Source organism: Limnothrix sp. HT2024 (genome assembly GCF_059138625.1).
Genome location: NZ_CM181121.1, coordinates 3,900,731 through 3,915,176, shown reverse-complemented (window position 1 = coordinate 3,915,176; position 14,446 = coordinate 3,900,731). Strand labels below are relative to the sequence as shown.

General features: G+C 57.7%; 15 protein-coding genes. 7 read left to right on the top strand and 8 right to left on the bottom strand.

Annotation, left to right across the window (positions count from 1 at the left end; all coding sequences use genetic code 11):
* Positions 1-59: 59 nt before the first annotated feature.
* Entirely contained in the window at positions 60-1,421 is a 1,362-nt protein-coding gene (locus AC2IAX_RS16035) for a dihydroorotase (protein ID WP_494388352.1), read from the top strand.
* 197 nt (positions 1,422-1,618) lie between these two features.
* On the opposite strand, the gene AC2IAX_RS16030 is transcribed toward AC2IAX_RS16035, so the two are convergent.
* The 5 genes from AC2IAX_RS16030 to AC2IAX_RS16010 all read right to left on the bottom strand — a co-directional run bounded on the left by AC2IAX_RS16030 (position 1,619) and on the right by AC2IAX_RS16010 (position 5,905).
* Entirely contained in the window at positions 1,619-2,269 is a 651-nt protein-coding gene (locus AC2IAX_RS16030; RefSeq protein ID WP_494388351.1) for a hypothetical protein, read from the bottom strand.
* A 385-nt stretch (positions 2,270-2,654) separates the two neighbouring features.
* Entirely contained in the window at positions 2,655-3,200 is a 546-nt protein-coding gene (locus tag AC2IAX_RS16025; protein ID WP_494388350.1) for a hypothetical protein, read from the bottom strand.
* Positions 3,201-3,380: 180 nt separating this feature from the next.
* Positions 3,381-4,322 carry a tetratricopeptide repeat protein gene (locus AC2IAX_RS16020; RefSeq protein ID WP_494388349.1) on the bottom strand — a complete coding sequence of 314 codons (942 nt, stop codon included), beginning with the start codon at positions 4,320-4,322 and terminating at the stop codon, positions 3,381-3,383.
* A gap of 152 nt (positions 4,323-4,474) precedes the next feature.
* On the bottom strand, positions 4,475-4,804 hold the full coding sequence (gene petJ, locus AC2IAX_RS16015; protein ID WP_494388348.1) for a cytochrome c6 PetJ: 330 nt from the start codon (positions 4,802-4,804) through the stop codon (positions 4,475-4,477).
* Between the two features lie 147 nt (positions 4,805-4,951).
* On the bottom strand, positions 4,952-5,905 hold the full coding sequence (locus AC2IAX_RS16010; RefSeq protein WP_494388347.1) for an NAD-dependent epimerase/dehydratase family protein: 954 nt from the start codon (positions 5,903-5,905) through the stop codon (positions 4,952-4,954).
* 306 nt (positions 5,906-6,211) lie between these two features.
* Between AC2IAX_RS16010 and purD the strand changes: the two genes are divergently transcribed.
* The 6 genes from purD to lepB (AC2IAX_RS15980) all read left to right on the top strand — a co-directional run bounded on the left by purD (position 6,212) and on the right by lepB (AC2IAX_RS15980) (position 12,903).
* Positions 6,212-7,570 (top strand): phosphoribosylamine--glycine ligase, encoded by a 1,359-nt coding sequence (gene purD / locus AC2IAX_RS16005; RefSeq protein ID WP_494388346.1) that lies wholly within the window; start codon positions 6,212-6,214, stop codon positions 7,568-7,570.
* A 31-nt stretch (positions 7,571-7,601) separates the two neighbouring features.
* The gene (locus tag AC2IAX_RS16000) at positions 7,602-9,749 is read left to right on the top strand and encodes an ATP-binding protein (RefSeq protein WP_494388345.1); all 2,148 of its coding nucleotides are present in this window, start codon (positions 7,602-7,604) and stop codon (positions 9,747-9,749) included.
* A gap of 166 nt (positions 9,750-9,915) precedes the next feature.
* Positions 9,916-10,254, top strand: coding sequence for a phasin family protein (locus tag AC2IAX_RS15995; RefSeq protein WP_099534726.1), 339 nt, complete (start codon positions 9,916-9,918; stop codon positions 10,252-10,254).
* A gap of 66 nt (positions 10,255-10,320) precedes the next feature.
* Positions 10,321-10,917, top strand: a complete 597-nt coding sequence (locus AC2IAX_RS15990) for an FKBP-type peptidyl-prolyl cis-trans isomerase (protein ID WP_494388344.1) — start codon at positions 10,321-10,323, stop codon at positions 10,915-10,917.
* A gap of 255 nt (positions 10,918-11,172) precedes the next feature.
* Positions 11,173-11,892, top strand: a complete 720-nt coding sequence (gene lepB / locus AC2IAX_RS15985) for a signal peptidase I (RefSeq protein WP_494388343.1) — start codon at positions 11,173-11,175, stop codon at positions 11,890-11,892.
* 318 nt (positions 11,893-12,210) lie between these two features.
* On the top strand, positions 12,211-12,903 hold the full coding sequence (gene lepB / locus AC2IAX_RS15980) for a signal peptidase I (RefSeq protein ID WP_494388342.1): 693 nt from the start codon (positions 12,211-12,213) through the stop codon (positions 12,901-12,903).
* Positions 12,904-13,115: 212 nt separating this feature from the next.
* On the opposite strand, the gene rpmE is transcribed toward lepB (AC2IAX_RS15980), so the two are convergent.
* The 3 genes from rpmE to rplM all read right to left on the bottom strand — a co-directional run bounded on the left by rpmE (position 13,116) and on the right by rplM (position 14,419).
* Positions 13,116-13,340, bottom strand: a complete 225-nt coding sequence (gene rpmE, locus AC2IAX_RS15975) for a 50S ribosomal protein L31 (RefSeq protein ID WP_099534750.1) — start codon at positions 13,338-13,340, stop codon at positions 13,116-13,118.
* A gap of 201 nt (positions 13,341-13,541) precedes the next feature.
* Positions 13,542-13,955 (bottom strand): 30S ribosomal protein S9, encoded by a 414-nt coding sequence (rpsI, locus tag AC2IAX_RS15970; RefSeq protein ID WP_099534722.1) that lies wholly within the window; start codon positions 13,953-13,955, stop codon positions 13,542-13,544.
* On the bottom strand, positions 13,955-14,419 hold the full coding sequence (gene rplM, locus AC2IAX_RS15965) for a 50S ribosomal protein L13 (protein ID WP_099534721.1): 465 nt from the start codon (positions 14,417-14,419) through the stop codon (positions 13,955-13,957). Before rplM ends, rpsI begins: the two co-directional genes overlap by 1 nt.
* Positions 14,420-14,446: the final 27 nt, after the last annotated feature.

Genomic DNA, 14,446 nt, shown 5'->3' with positions numbered 1-14,446 from the left:
AAGATTCCCAGCTCGGGTTTCTGCCGCTTGGTTCTCTCTTCCTTCAACGGGTTAAAACCATGACCGATCGACCTGCGCTGCTGATTCGGAACGCTCGCATCCTGTTGCCTGACGGAGATTTCCTGCAAGGCGATGTGTGGATCGAAGGCGATCAGATTCGGCAGGTGGCTCCTGAAATTTCCCCCGACACGATCGGGCCGATCGACCGTGAAATTGACGCAACGGGTTTGACCCTGTTGCCGGGCGCGATCGACCCTCAAGTTCATTTCCGCGAACCAGGCTTAGAGCATAAAGAGGATCTCCGAACCGCCAGCCATGCCTGTGCCAAGGGCGGTGTCACCTCCTTTTTGGAGATGCCTAACACCAAGCCCTTAACCACCACTCAAGCCACGCTGCAAGACAAGCTCGATCGCGCGGCGAGTAAGTGCGTGGTCAACTATGGCTTTTTCATTGGAGCCACCGCCGATCGGTTGCCGGATTTGATCACGGCGAACCCCGTTTGCGGCATCAAGATCTTTATGGGGTCAATGCATGGCCCCTTGTTGGTGGATGAGGAGCCAATCCTTGATCAAATTTTTGCGATGGGGCAACAGCCCGATCAGGCGGGCTATGGGCGCTTAATTGCTGTCCATGCCGAAAACCAAGATCGGATTCGTCAGCGCCGGGAGCAATTTGCGGGCATTACCGATCCGGCAATCCATTCCCAAATTCAAGACAACCAAGCCGCGCTGGAGGCCACACAACTGGCCCTCAAGTTGGCGCGGAAGCATCGTCGGCGGCTGCACATCTTACACATGTCCACGGGTGATGAGGCGAACCTGATGCGTCAGGACAAGCCCGAATGGGTGACCTGTGAAGTTACCCCCCAACATTTGCTGCTGGATGTGAGTGCCTACGAAACGATCGGCACTTTTGCGCAAATGAATCCCCCCCTGCGATCGCCTGAAGATTGCGCAATTTTGTGGCAGGCCCTGCTAGATGGGGTCATTGACTTCATTGCCACTGACCATGCCCCCCACACCCTGGAAGAAAAGGCGCAACCCTATCCCAACAGTCCCAGCGGAATGCCGGGGGTGCAAACCTCCTTGCCCCTAATGCTGACCCAGGCGGCGGCGGGGCGCTGCACGGTGGCTCAGGTGGCCCAGTGGATGTCAACCAATGTGGCTAAGGGGTTTGGCATTCCCAACAAGGGGGCGATCGCTCCCGGATTAGATGCGGATTTGGTGTTGGTGGATCTCAATCACTACCGTCCGGTGCTGCGGGAGGAAATGCTGTCCAAATGTGGTTGGAGTCCCTTTGAGGGGTGGAATCTCACGGGTTGGCCGGTTTACACGATCGTGGGCGGCCAGGTGGCCTATGAAAACGGCCAGGTTAATGAGTCGGTGCGTGGTCGGGCCTTGAGGTTTGAACCGGCGGTGTAGGGCTGATCGTTAACTCGCCTAGATCCCCCATATCACCGCTGGCAGATCGTGGCAGATCGTGAAAGACAAGGGGCTTCAGCCCCTTGTTCTGCATCACATAGGCCCCCACCAACACCGTTACCACAGATCATGAAAGGCAAGGGGCTTAAGCCCCTTGTTCCGGCGATGGGGCTATGGACAATCAGCCGTAGAAGCACCTAGGGCGTGGGGCGGCCCAGAAACCATTCCAGCCGCAGGGCCGTTTGGTCATCGTCGGGGGCAAATTGACTCAGGGGTTCTTGGCGACCCAGATTCGATCGCAACTGGGTGGCCGCCCAACTGCTGGGCCGCGTGCGATCGCCCTGACGACCAAACAGCCATAGGTTCGATCGCCCGCTGTCTTCGGTGCTGATTCCTTGGGCATAGCGAGCCTGCTGCTCGGTTTTGGCCCCAGCACTCAGCAGCAACACAGACTCCCCTTCGGGCCCGTAGTAGACTTCCAATCCGTCCCCTGGATCCACGATTGGCGGGATTTCTTCGGGGCCCCCTAGCCCATATTCCACCCATTGCTGGCAAGTGGCTAGCTCACTGTAGGGCAACTCAAGCTGCGCCAACATGGGCAAAATGGCCGCGCGATCGCACTCCAAATCGCCCGCCGCCGTCAGGTCTTGGGCCTTACCTTCGGGGAGCGGTGGCGTTTGGCTGGCCACACGCTGGGCCAGCACCAGCACCAACAGCCCCGTTAACAAAGCAATAGCACTCGATCGCCGCCAGGCCTTCCTCAGCCAGGTTCCTGCAATCCCAACTTGCCAAACTCCAACTTTCCAGGTGTTGATCGGCGGCTGGTGTTCCATGATCCGATCCATCATCCCTGCCCTCCTACGAACCTAAGTGGCTCTCGGATGCGGGTTCGATCGCCAGGCCCAGGGCCAAAAGGCGTGAACCCGCAAGCGCGTTGGTCTCTGTGAATGGGGAGGGGCCGGCTTGGAGGTGTGTGAAGCGATCAACCCGAAACCAACCCCATTCCTTTTGATCCTAAAGATCACTAGGCACGGTGGTTTCGAGTATGACGCGATCGATATTGAACGTTATGCAACGCCATCAGTTGCAACGCCATGTAACAATTAACACCCTGCATTGATCACAGGATTTCAGGTTTGTTTTGACTGGTTTTGCAGCTTGTTTTTAACGCCTAAAACCAGACTAAAATTCAACCTCTAACCTGCTTCTAATACTCTCCAAACCAGTGGCTGACTAGGGAACCTGAACCACCGTTTGGGCTTCCACCCGTTGACCATTGGCATACAAATCCTGATGGTCATTCGTATTCAAGGTCACCTGGATTTGGTTGCTGCCACTCGGCAGAGATTCCAAGTAATACCAGTTGCCATAGAGCCGAGTGAGTTTACGCCCGTTGAGGTACAGATGCGCGTGACCTTGGTTCCAAGCACCGGGTTGGTTAATTTGCTCCGGGGCAAATCGGAAATTTTGAACCGTGAGTTGCAGGTTCCAACCCTGTTTGGGATCCGGCAATACGGCGAGGCTGACAGTGGGGATTGGCTGACCAGCAGGAATATCAAAACGACCATGCTGATGCTCGCCGCCATGGCCGCTGCCATCGTGGGGGCTGTGCGGGCTGGCTGAAGGGCTAGCTGGGGGGCTGGATGGGTGATGGTGATGATTGCCATCGGCCCGGGCTGGCTGGTAAATCGATTGGGCGATCGGGCTGAGGAGCGTCACCGCCAGAGTCAAGCCAACCGATCGCAAGGAAACACGAGAGCGGGACAACTTCAGTGGCATAGCAAGCGAAGAGTAGTTTGGGGATTCAGAAGCAATTGTGAACCGGCGACCAACCTTCTTCAGGAGGATGGTGGGGTGAGGCGCGCGCAACCGAAAAACTCAGCAAATAACCCAACCAACCGCTCAACGCATTAATTCAGCGCATCAATCAAAAGAACACAGACGATCTCACTGGCAGCTTTAGCCGATCGCCATGGAACTGCTCTGCTGGAGTTGGCGCAGGGCCGTTAAAGCCGTCTGGAAAGCCCCCCAATCGCCACAGTCATAGAAACAACGGACAGCACATTCCAAGTCATGAATTGCCGCTTGATGACAATGCATTTGTTGGTGAAGCTGACTGCGGGCCATGTAGGACAAACCGTTCATGGGAGCCAGGGCGATCGCCCGGTCAAAACTGCCGATCGCCTCCGTGGAACGCCCCAGGGACTGTAACACCAAACCGCGCAGATGAAAGCCATTGGCTTGCTGGGGGCCGTAGCGCAAACTGCGATCGAGATCGGCTAAGGCTTGGGGCCGATCGCCCTGATCCAGCCAGGTAATCGCCCGGTCGTAATACACCTGAGCGAGGCGATCGAGTGATTCATGGCCGAATTGCAGAATGGCCCGGTTGAAATCTTTGATCGCCTCGCGCCCCTGCTGTTGTTCAGCCATCACCAGCCCGTGGTTATACCAAGCTCGCCCATCCAAGGGATGTTGATGCAGCACCGCTTCAAAATCCTGGGTGGCGGCGGCCCGGTTTTGTTGCCCACGATAGGCCAAACCACGGTTCAGGTATGCATCCGAAAGCTGGGGGTTGAGTTCCAGCGCCGTTGTGCAGTCCCCGATCGCGGCCGCCCAGTCAGCAAGCGCCAGCCAGGTCAGGCAACGGTTGTGGTGGGCCCGGGCTTGCCGATGGGCATCCGAGGTTCGATCGGCAGCGATCGCGAAGGCCGCTAGCGCATCCGCATAATCACCACGGCTAAAAGCTGATGCACCCAGCGCCATCGGGTCTTGGGGACTAGAAACCGGAACACTAGCCGGAGTCAGTCGGGATGGCCAATAGATAGTGGCTGCGAGGCCCCAAACAACCACGCTCAGCAGCAGCGAGATCGCCCAGCGCCCGGATCGATCAGGTTCGGACATAGGGTCGGAGGCCTGTTGAATGACCAAAAGGCAATTCAACACTCGGGTTCAATTGGGTGGGTTAGCTATCAGGAACAGCGCCAGGGCTACCCAGCGCTCAAAACCGGTCAAGGCATCTGTGGAGGAATGTTGCCTTGACCGGCTTGCATGACTTACCAACCGGCTTCCGACTTGGACAGCACGAAGGATGCCACATCTTGAATATCTTCGTCCGTCAGCTTGCCCTTGAAGGCCGGCATCGCACCTTTACCGTTGGTGACCTGCTTCACGATCGCCTCGATCGAGTTCATGCCGTATTTTTCCAAGGCATCCTTCTTCAGGGTCTTGTCTGCCATCACCACGTTACGGCCACCCGCATGACAAGCGGCGCAGTTGGCGTTAAAGATTTTGGCTCCATTGGCCACATCAGCCGCATGGGCAGCGCCCGCAAAGCTCAACCAAGCAGCAACCAGAGCGATCGCCCAAGATACAAACCGTTTCATTGTCCTTGATCCTGTCAGTCAGTACTGAAGCGATGAAAAGCTTCAGACCCATTTAGTTCAGATCTGCCCAACCCTGTCAAGCCCAGTATTAGTCAAGGTTTGGCAATGGTTTGCAATAATTTTTTAAAATGCTGAACCGAGACACAATCAAGCCGCGTAAAGGCTTTTAATCCATTCCCATTCCTGCTCAAGACCCTTGCGAATCGTGACTTGAGGGTCATAGCCCAAAAGATTGCGAGCCTTGGTCACATCGGCGGAGGTGTGACGAGCATCCCCGATCGCCCGATCCTGATAATCGCGCGCGATCGGGTGGCCCACAATGGCCTCCATTTGATCCAGCACCTCCGTCAGCACCACGCGACTGCCGCCACCGATGTTGAAAATTTCCCCGATCGCCGCTGGAACCACCGCCGCCGCCAAATTCGCCGCCACCGCATCGCTGACATAGGTAAAATCGCGGGTCTGTTGCCCATCCCCATAAATGGGAATTGCCTGATGGGCGATCGCCGCCTTAAAGAACTTGTGAAACGCCATGTCTGGCCGCTGTCGGGGCCCATAAACCGTGAAGTAGCGCAGGGCCACAAACGGCACCCCAAAATTGTTGCAATAGAGCCGCCCGAGCTGTTCGGCCGCTAATTTCGTGATCCCATAGGGCGACACGGGCTTGGGACAGACCAACTCACTGGTGGGAAAGGTCTCCGCATCGCCATAGATAGACGACGTGGATGCATAGACCAACCGTTGCAAATTCGGGGCCTGCTTCGCGGCTTCCAAGAGGCGCTGGGTCGCCGTGATGTTGCGATCGGTGTAGTCCTGGAACCCAGTTCCCCAACTGGCCCGCACCCCCGCCTGGGCCGCCTGGTGATAAACCACATCCGCTTCCGCCAGCAGGGGGGCCCAGTCAATGGCTCGTAAATCCACCTCCAGCAGTTGGAATTGGCCATGATCCAACAGGGGCGCAACGTTTTGCCGCTTTAGGGCCGGGTCGTAATAGTCATTGAAATGATCAATGCCAATGACCCGATCGCCTCGCAGTAACAGCGTTTCCGCCAGGTGGGAGCCAATGAAGCCGGCCGCGCCGGTCACGATGCTGGTAGTCATGGGGAGTTCAGAAATCGCCGTTTTGCAATCGTTGAGGGGAAATTGGCGCGATCGCCCAATCGCTGGTCTAGGTTTAGCCCAAGTTTTGGCCCTTCGCCTAGCCCAGTCTAGGAAGTTTTGCACCCAAACGTGGAAACAACTCACCCGGAAATGGTCGTTGATGATCGGCGATCGACCGCGATTGAGTCGAAATTGGACAAGATCCAGCCTCCCAGCGGGGATCGGTGGTGAGAGGAGCGGACGTGCGATATTCTGAGATACTGGCTCCTGGCCGAGTTCTGTTCACAACTGCGGGTTAAAGATTCTGTGAAGGTTTTAGTGGTTGGCAATGGTGGCCGTGAACACACGATCGCCCACATGTTGTTGAAGTCGGAACAGGTGGAGCGGGTCTTTTGTATTCCCGGAAATGGGGGAACGGCTCTGAATCCCCGTTGCCAAAACTTTGCCTTCGCTGCAACTGATTTTGAAGCGATCGCTCGCGTTGCCCAAACCCAAGGGGTCTCCCTGGTGGTGGTGGGCCCCGAAGCGCCCTTAGCCGTCGGGATTGTGGACTTTTTGCGCGGGCGACAAATTCCCGTGTTTGGCCCCACCCAAGCGGGGGCCCAAATCGAAGCAAGCAAGTCCTGGGCCAAAACGCTCATGGCCGAAGCGGGTGTGCCCACGGCCCAGTCCGCCACCTTCACGGAGCTGGCCCCCGCCCGCGACTATTTGCAGCAAACCGGGGCCCCGATCGTGGTGAAGGCCGATGGCCTGGCGGCGGGCAAAGGTGTAACCGTAGCCATGACCCTGGATCAGGCCCTCAAGGCAGTGGAGTCCATCTTTGGCGGTCAATTCGGCTCCGCTGGCTCCAGCGTGGTGATCGAAGAATTTATGGAAGGGCGGGAAGTATCCGTTCTGGCCCTGACCGATGGCAAAGCCGTGCGCCCTCTGATTCCAGCCCAAGACCATAAGCGGATTGGCGAGGGAGACACCGGCCCCAACACAGGCGGCATGGGAACCTATGCCCCGGCTCCCTTGGTTACGCCGGATCTGATGGCGCGCATTGAAACGGAAGTGTTGCAGCCCACGGTGCGGGCCCTGGCGGCGCGCGGCATTGATTACCGAGGGGTTTTGTATGCGGGGTTGATGATCACGCCTGAGGGGGATCCCAAGGTGGTGGAATTTAACTGCCGTTTTGGCGACCCGGAAACCCAGGTGGTGTTGCCGCTGCTGGAAACGCCGCTCCATGAGCTGATGCTGGCCTGTGTGGAACAGCGGTTGGCCCAGTTTCCCCCGATCGCCTGGAAATCGGGCGTGGCCGGCTGTGTGGTGGTGGCCGCCCAAGGCTATCCGGGTAGTTTTGCCAAGGGTACCCCGATTGCGGGATTGGCAGAGGCGGAAGCGGTGGGATCCATGGTGTTTCATGCGGGAACGCGCCTGGTGCGATCGAGCGGCAACACTGATCGACTGGTCAGCGATGGAGGGCGAGTCCTAGGGGTTACGGCGATCGGGGCAGATTTTGACGAAGCCTTCGGAACCGTCTACCGGGCGATCGAGACCATTGACTACGCCGACAAAACCTATCGTCGCGACATTGGCTATCAAGTGCGTCAACAACCTTGGGAAACCCTGCCCTCGCCCGGTGTCGTCGCCGCCAGTGACCCTATGCCCACCGAAGCCCCTTAAGATCGAATCAATCTGCACGCTCCCCGAGACCATGCTTGAGGCGATCGTTACGTTGCGGCAAATCCTGCGTCGCTGGTGGTCAGAATTCACCCTCCAAACCCGATTGATGGCGGTGGCAACCCTCGTGGTGTCTCTGCTGACCAGCGGGTTAACCTTTTGGGCCGTCAACACCATCCAGCAGGATGCCCGGCTCAACGACACCCGATTCGGGCGGGATTTGGGGCTGCTCTTGGCCGCCAACACTGCGCCCCTGGTGGCAGAACAAGACTTGGGCGGCTTGGCTGGCTTCTCGCGCCGGTTTTATAACAGCACCTCCAGCGTTCGGTATTTGCTCTATGCCGACGTGGACGGGGATATCTTCTACGGCATTCCCTTTTCCGATACGGAGGTGAAGAACTCCCTAACCCTGCGTCGTCGGATTCAGTTGCCGCCGGACTATGCGGCCGATCTCGATCGCCCCTTGGTGCGTCAACACCTTACCCCCAACGGTCAAGTTACGGATGTGTTTGTGCCCCTCACCCATGAGGGTCAATACCTGGGGGTGTTGGCTGTGGGCACCAATCCCAATCCGACGGTGGTGGCCTCGTCGGGCCTGACCCGCGACGTGACGATCGCGGTGTTCGTGTCAATTTGGGTGATGGTAATTTTGGGGGCTGTGTTTAATGCCCTCACCATCACCAAGCCGATCAAGGAATTGCTGATCGGTGTCAAAAACATCGCCTCCGGGGATTTTAAGCAGCGAATTACCCTGCCGTTTGGTGGTGAACTCGGGGAGCTAATTGCCAGTTTTAACGACATGGCGGAGCGCCTAGAGCGCTATGAAGAGCAGAATATTGAAGAGCTGACGGCCAGCAAGGCCAAGCTCGAAACCCTAATCGCCACGATCGTCGATGGGGCCCTGCTGTTGGATACGGATCTGCGCGTGGTGCTGGTGAATCCCACGGCCCGACAGATTTTTGGCTGGGATCGCGAAACGGACGGCCAGCCGATCATTGGCAAAAATGTGCTCTATGAGTTTCCACCCGAGGTGCAGGTGAAGCTCACGCGCCCGCTCTACCAGTTAGCGGAAGGCAAGGCCGACGAGGGCGAAGAGTTTCGCATTACCCTGATGGAACCGGTAAAGCGGACAGTGCGCATTTTGCTGTCGCCAGTGCTGTCCCAACGGGCGATCGGGGATGGGCACCTGTGCGACACTTGCGAGCACCATCAGCAGGATCAGTGCAGCGATGCCCAACGGCCCCTCGCCAGGGAATGTAATCTCTATGCCGATCAAGATGGTGAGGCCCCGGGCGATCGCTACCGTGAAAGCATCCGAGGGATTGCCGTCACGGTGCAGGACATTACTCGGGAAGTGGAGCTAAACGAGGCTAAAAGCCAATTCATCAGCAACGTTTCCCACGAACTACGCACGCCGTTGTTTAACATCAAGTCCTTCATTGAAACGCTCCATGACTATGGCGATGATCTGTCGCCGGAACAGCAACGGGAGTTTTTGGACACCGCCAATCGTGAAACCGATCGCCTCACCCGGTTGGTGAATGACGTGTTGGATCTCTCTCGGTTGGAATCCAGCCGCAGTTACACGTTTGACGCGATCGACCTGGTACAGCCGATCGAACAAACCCTGCGCACCTACCAGCTCAATGCTCGCGACAAGGGAATCGAACTGACCCAAGAGCTGGCCCCCAACCTGCCGCCCGTTTTGGGTAACTATGATCTGTTGCTGCAAGTGTTCGCCAACTTGGTGGGCAATGCCCTGAAATTTACCCCCAAGGGCGGCCAGGTGGCGATCCGAGCCTATATTCCCCAAGACCCCGCCGTTCAACCGGCCCTCTGGGATACCTGCCCGGTGAATGCGGCAACCGGCCCAGCCAAATCCCAGCCCGAGGTGGTGAGCGTGGTGCGGGTGGAAGTGGCCGACACCGGCATTGGCATCGGCCCCGAAGATTGCCATGCCATTTTCGATCGGTTCTATCGGGTCGAAAACCGGGTGCATACCCTCGAAGGCACGGGGTTGGGCCTGTCGATCGTCCGTAACATCATTGACAAGCACCAAAGCAGCGTCAAATTGATCAGCGAAGTGGGCGTAGGGACGATTTTTTGGTTTGACTTGTTGATTTATCGGGATGGGTTAACCCTGCCGGAACCAATGCCCGTGGTTTCCAGCACCCTGGGTTAGGCCCTGGGGCAATCTTGGGGCGAGTCGGGCGGCGATCGCGACTGATCCGCATCCCACAAGGGTCGATCGCCCGTGTTAGCCTAACGATGATTGGCGGGGCTACTCAGTCCGAGCGTCAGCCCGAGCTGTTGATGAACCCTGGTAGGCATACGGAGTCGATCGTCCGATGGATGGAAATAACTGGCTGCAACAACTGCTGACCATTGGTTTGGGAACAACGGCCATTGTTGCAGAACGCCTCAAGGAAGCCAGCGATGAATGGGTTCGCAGCGGCCGCTTGGATCCAGAACAGGCCCGCAAGGTGGTGGATGACCTGATGCAGCGTTTGCAGTCCGGCGGCAATCCCTCCCCCAGCGAAAGTTTTGATTCCCTGATTCAGCAGCAGTTTCGGAAGGTGATGAAGGATTTTGGTGTGCCCGATCGCTCAGAGGTAGACGAACTGCGCGGCCGGATCGATCGGCTAGAGCGCCAAGTGCGCGACCTGGAAAATCGACTGTGGCGTTAGGGCGATCGCTCGTTAGGATCAAGAACGACCCACTTTGCTCGCAGATTGATCGAGGAGACTAGACCCTTGCGTGATGTGTTAATCAGCTTTGGGGTGATGTTGGTTTGCCTAGTGGCCGTGTTGATGGTCACCTTCACGGGCAAAGCCCCCACCGCCGAAGCAAACCCCCTATCCAGTCAACCGGCGGCCGAAGCCACTGCCAACGGTTCCAAACTGGCAGCCCGTCTCATTAGCGACGCGGCCGCTCAACTGCGATCGCCTGAGATTGCCACCTTGCCCACCGATACCCAGGAGACAACCCTCGTGGCCGACGCGAGCAACCTGACCACCACCGATTCCGGCCTGCAATACGAAGACCTGACCGTGGGAACCGGCGCAGCCCCCACGCCCGGCCAGAACGTCACGGTTCACTACACCGGCACGCTCACGGACGGCAAAAAATTCGACAGCTCGCGCGATCGGGGTCAGCCCTTCAGCTTCCGCATTGGCGTGGGTCAAGTGATCAAGGGTTGGGACGAAGGTGTCCTGTCCATGCGGGTTGGTGGTCGCCGCAAGCTGGTGATTCCGCCGGACTTGGGCTACGGGGCCCGGGGAGCTGGCGGGGTGATTCCTCCCAACGCCACCCTGGTGTTCGATGTGGAATTGCTGCGCGTGGGGGGCTAGTTCCCGCTCAGCATCAGCACTGATGGTTTTTCGACTCTGGGAAAGCATCCAAGATCTTGGATAGGGGCGATCACTCCGGCGGGGCGATCGCCCCTTGTGCTGGCCACCGATCGCGGGGAGTCACGAGCGCACCAGCACGATCAAGCAGATCCCCCGGTCTGGATTCGGTATCCTGAATGAGGTTGATCAGTCCCTAGGTCAACCGACAATCAAGCGCCGCACCCACTGACGGTGCAAGCGGAATCAGCCACGCCCATGTCAACGCAACCCCCAAAGTCCAAGCGGTTGAGAAACGGGCAACCACTGCGCCCCTTTTCCCGCGCCTCAGCATCCGCCACGGCTCCCCAGGGTAACCAGGGCGGGCGGTGGCATTGGCAACATTGGCTCCCTTCCCTGACGGCAACCCTGCGGCAAGCACCCGTTTGGACTTGGCAACGGCGACATTGGTGGGGGTCGGGGCTGGTAGTGCTCCTGACCATGGGGGCCATGCGATCGCTCGTCATCGATTCTTATCTGGTGACCCTGCCGACCATGAGGCCCACCCTGCAACCGGGCGATCGCCTGCTGATCGACAAAGCAAGCTACCAGTGGCGCAATCCCGATCGAGGCGAGTTAGTGGCCTTCATGCCGCCCGGCGCGCCGAATCAACCTCGGGGAGTGTTGGTCAATCGGGCCGTTGGTTTACCCGGCGATCGGGTTGAAATCCAAAGCGGCCAACTCTTGGTTAATCAGCGCCCGATCGCCCATGGCCAGTCCCTGGCGATCGAAATTGGGGATCTTGCCCCCGTGCGAGTTCCCGCCGCCACCTACTTTGTCATGAGCGATGGTTCCGCCTTGGGTCGCGCCCCAGCGCTAACCTTCACCTACGGTTACGTGCCGCGCCAAGCCCTAGTAGGGCGAGTTATGTGGCGTTTTTTCCCCCTCGATCGCTGGGGGGCACCGACCACGGCCCCGCCTGATCCAGTCCCTCAGTAGTCAACGGCGATCGTTCGCAGTTTTGCGGTATATCTTCTCAACAACAGACCAGCCGGAATTTTCACCGCTGTAATAGCCTGTAATAGGAGTTGAGAGTTTCCAGTTTCTGGCTAACGGCGCACGGATTGATTCCAAGTTTCCAAGCAGAATAGTCAATCATGCCAACGCGCCTGCATTCCCCAAGTCCCAATCTTGGATCCTGAACCCCGATCGCGCTTCTCCTGGTTTGCATTTCCCGGGCTTGGCCCAAGGTGCTCAGCGCCCAGCGTTTCAAGAAGCGCCCTCGTCTACTGCTTTAGTGCATTTAGGATTTTTCTCGTGACCGATCAACCCGCTTCCTCGCATAAAGAGCCATCCACCAATCCCCCCACCGACAGCGCTTGGGTTGAAGTCCTCAAAACCATTGGTCTCAGCATTATCCTGGCCCTAGGGATTCGTACCTACGTGGCCGAAGCTCGCTGGATTCCCTCTGAATCAATGGTGCCGACGCTGCTGGTGAAGGATCGGTTGATTGTCGAAAAACTGCAATACCGATTTGGCGGCAGCCCCAAGCGCGGCGACATCATCGTCTTCATGCCGACCGCCGAACTGCGCCGCCACAACCTCAAAGATGCTTTTATTAAGCGTGTGATTGGTCTGCCGGGTGAACTGGTGGAGTTGCGAGATGGCCAGGTTTACATCAACGGCCAGCGCCTGAACGAACCCTACATTGCCCGCGAGTCCGTCTTAGCAACCGGTCGCCCCAGTCCTGCGAGTGGCTCAGGGGAGCGCCCAGCCAGCCGTAGCGCGGATGGCAATGAGGTGCAGCGCACGGATACCAATGTTTGCGTAGGGGATCCGCAACCTTTTCTGGCCCGGCCAGTGCGGGTGCCGCCCAAGTCTTATCTCGTGCTCGGAGACAATCGCAACCGCAGTTACGACAGCCGTTGCTGGGGAGTCGTTCCGCAGGATTTGATTGTTGGTCACGCAGTTTGGCGGTTTTGGCCACTCGATCGCATGGGTAATCTCTAGCCAAACACTGAGCCTAGAACAAGAGGGCCCAGAAAAAACAGAGCCTAGAACAGGCTAGAACTGGAACGTAAAAAGCTGGCCAAAAAGCTAGCAAATAAAAAGGAGAGTCGCTGGTTCAGCAACTGCTCCTTTTTTCTGTTTCTTCTGGTTGAAGAATTTTGAGTTTGCCAATTTTAGTTGGCCAATTCGTTGGCTAACCAAACCAAGGAACCCTAGTCCTTTTTGGTTTCGGTTGCCATCCCATACTTGCGCAGGAATCGCTCCACACGACCTTCGGTGTCAATAATCCGCTGGGTACCGGTGAAGAACGGGTGATTGCCAGCCCAAATGTCCACATGCAATTCCGGTTGGGTCGAACCAACCGTCATCACCAATTCGCCGTTGCAATAGACCTTTGCATCGGGATACCACTCGGGGTGAATGCCTTCTTTTGCCATGATGCGAACCTCAACCAAAGTTTAGGAAATTTAAGGGCGATCGAACCACATTCAAGTACATGGGTTCGATCGAGGGGATTTACACAAAAGAGCTGGCGATCGCGACTTCCAAACGGGGTCTTTTGATCACCAGCCCCCAGCCTGTCCATTCGTTGGGGAAAGCCACCGGGGCCTCCCCAACGAAAGTCGGCGCTTGGAAAATTAGCGCTTCGAGAACTGAGGAGCCTTCCGGGCTTTCTTCAAACCGTACTTGCGACGTTCCTTGGCGCGGGGATCGCGGGTCAGGTAGCCTTCAACCTTCAGGGGCTTCCGGTTTTCAGGGTCAAGCTGAATCAAAGCCCGAGCCACACCCAAGCGGATCGAGTCAGCCTGGCCGGTCAAGCCACCGCCCACCACGCTCACCAGCACATCGTAGTCCCCTTCCAAGCCGAGGGTTTCCAGAGGTGCTTTGGCCGCAGCCAGATAAACCGGGTTGTATTGCAGGTAGTTATCGCCAGGACGACCGTTAATGGTCAGTTGGCCGGAGCCAGGCACCAGGCGCACGCGGGCGACCGAGGTTTTACGGCGGCCCGTGCCGCGATACATCACGCGCCCGTTGTTATCCGTTGCTTGCATTAGCCTTCACCTCCAGGAATGGTGTTGATCGTCAGGACTTGGGGTTGTTGTGCCGTGTGGGGATGGTCTGCGCCGGCATAAACCTTCAGCTTGCGGAACAGTTGCCGACCGAGAGCATTTTTAGGCAGCATCCCTTTAACGGCATGTTCCACAATCCGCTCGGGCAGACGATTTTGCAGCTTTTCAAAGCTCTCCGTCTTCATCCCACCGGGACGGCCAGAGTGACGACGGTAGACCTTTTGAGTCCGTTTTTTACCGGTCACTTCCACTTTGTCGGCGTTGACGATCACCACAAAGTCACCGGTATCCAGGTGGGGCGTGTAGGTGGGCTTGTTTTTGCCCCGCAGGACGGAAGCCACTTCGGTGGCCAGGCGGCCAAGGCGTTGACCAGCGGCATCAACGACGTACCATTGCCGGTCAACGTCGTTTACGGAGGGCAGGGCAGTCTTGGTGGGAATGGACATAGGGGTTGGTTGGGTTGCGAAAGTCGC

What these genes read in the sequence shown, in the direction of transcription:
- rpsI (WP_099534722.1), bottom strand. Translation starts at nt 13,955, where the DNA reads ATGCAAGCAACGGATAACAACGGGCGCGTGATGTATCGCGGCACGGGC.
- petJ (WP_494388348.1), bottom strand. Translation starts at nt 4,804, where the DNA reads ATGAAACGGTTTGTATCTTGGGCGATCGCTCTGGTTGCTGCTTGGTTG.
- AC2IAX_RS16000 (WP_494388345.1), top strand. Translation starts at nt 7,602, where the DNA reads ATGCTTGAGGCGATCGTTACGTTGCGGCAAATCCTGCGTCGCTGGTGG.
- lepB (WP_494388343.1), top strand. Translation starts at nt 11,173, where the DNA reads ATGTCAACGCAACCCCCAAAGTCCAAGCGGTTGAGAAACGGGCAACCA.
- rplM (WP_099534721.1), bottom strand. Translation starts at nt 14,419, where the DNA reads ATGTCCATTCCCACCAAGACTGCCCTGCCCTCCGTAAACGACGTTGAC.
- AC2IAX_RS16030 (WP_494388351.1), bottom strand. Translation starts at nt 2,269, where the DNA reads ATGATGGATCGGATCATGGAACACCAGCCGCCGATCAACACCTGGAAA.
- AC2IAX_RS16020 (WP_494388349.1), bottom strand. Translation starts at nt 4,322, where the DNA reads ATGTCCGAACCTGATCGATCCGGGCGCTGGGCGATCTCGCTGCTGCTG.
- AC2IAX_RS15995 (WP_099534726.1), top strand. Translation starts at nt 9,916, where the DNA reads ATGGATGGAAATAACTGGCTGCAACAACTGCTGACCATTGGTTTGGGA.
- AC2IAX_RS16025 (WP_494388350.1), bottom strand. Translation starts at nt 3,200, where the DNA reads ATGCCACTGAAGTTGTCCCGCTCTCGTGTTTCCTTGCGATCGGTTGGC.
- rpmE (WP_099534750.1), bottom strand. Translation starts at nt 13,340, where the DNA reads ATGGCAAAAGAAGGCATTCACCCCGAGTGGTATCCCGATGCAAAGGTC.
- AC2IAX_RS16010 (WP_494388347.1), bottom strand. Translation starts at nt 5,905, where the DNA reads ATGACTACCAGCATCGTGACCGGCGCGGCCGGCTTCATTGGCTCCCAC.
- AC2IAX_RS16035 (WP_494388352.1), top strand. Translation starts at nt 60, where the DNA reads ATGACCGATCGACCTGCGCTGCTGATTCGGAACGCTCGCATCCTGTTG.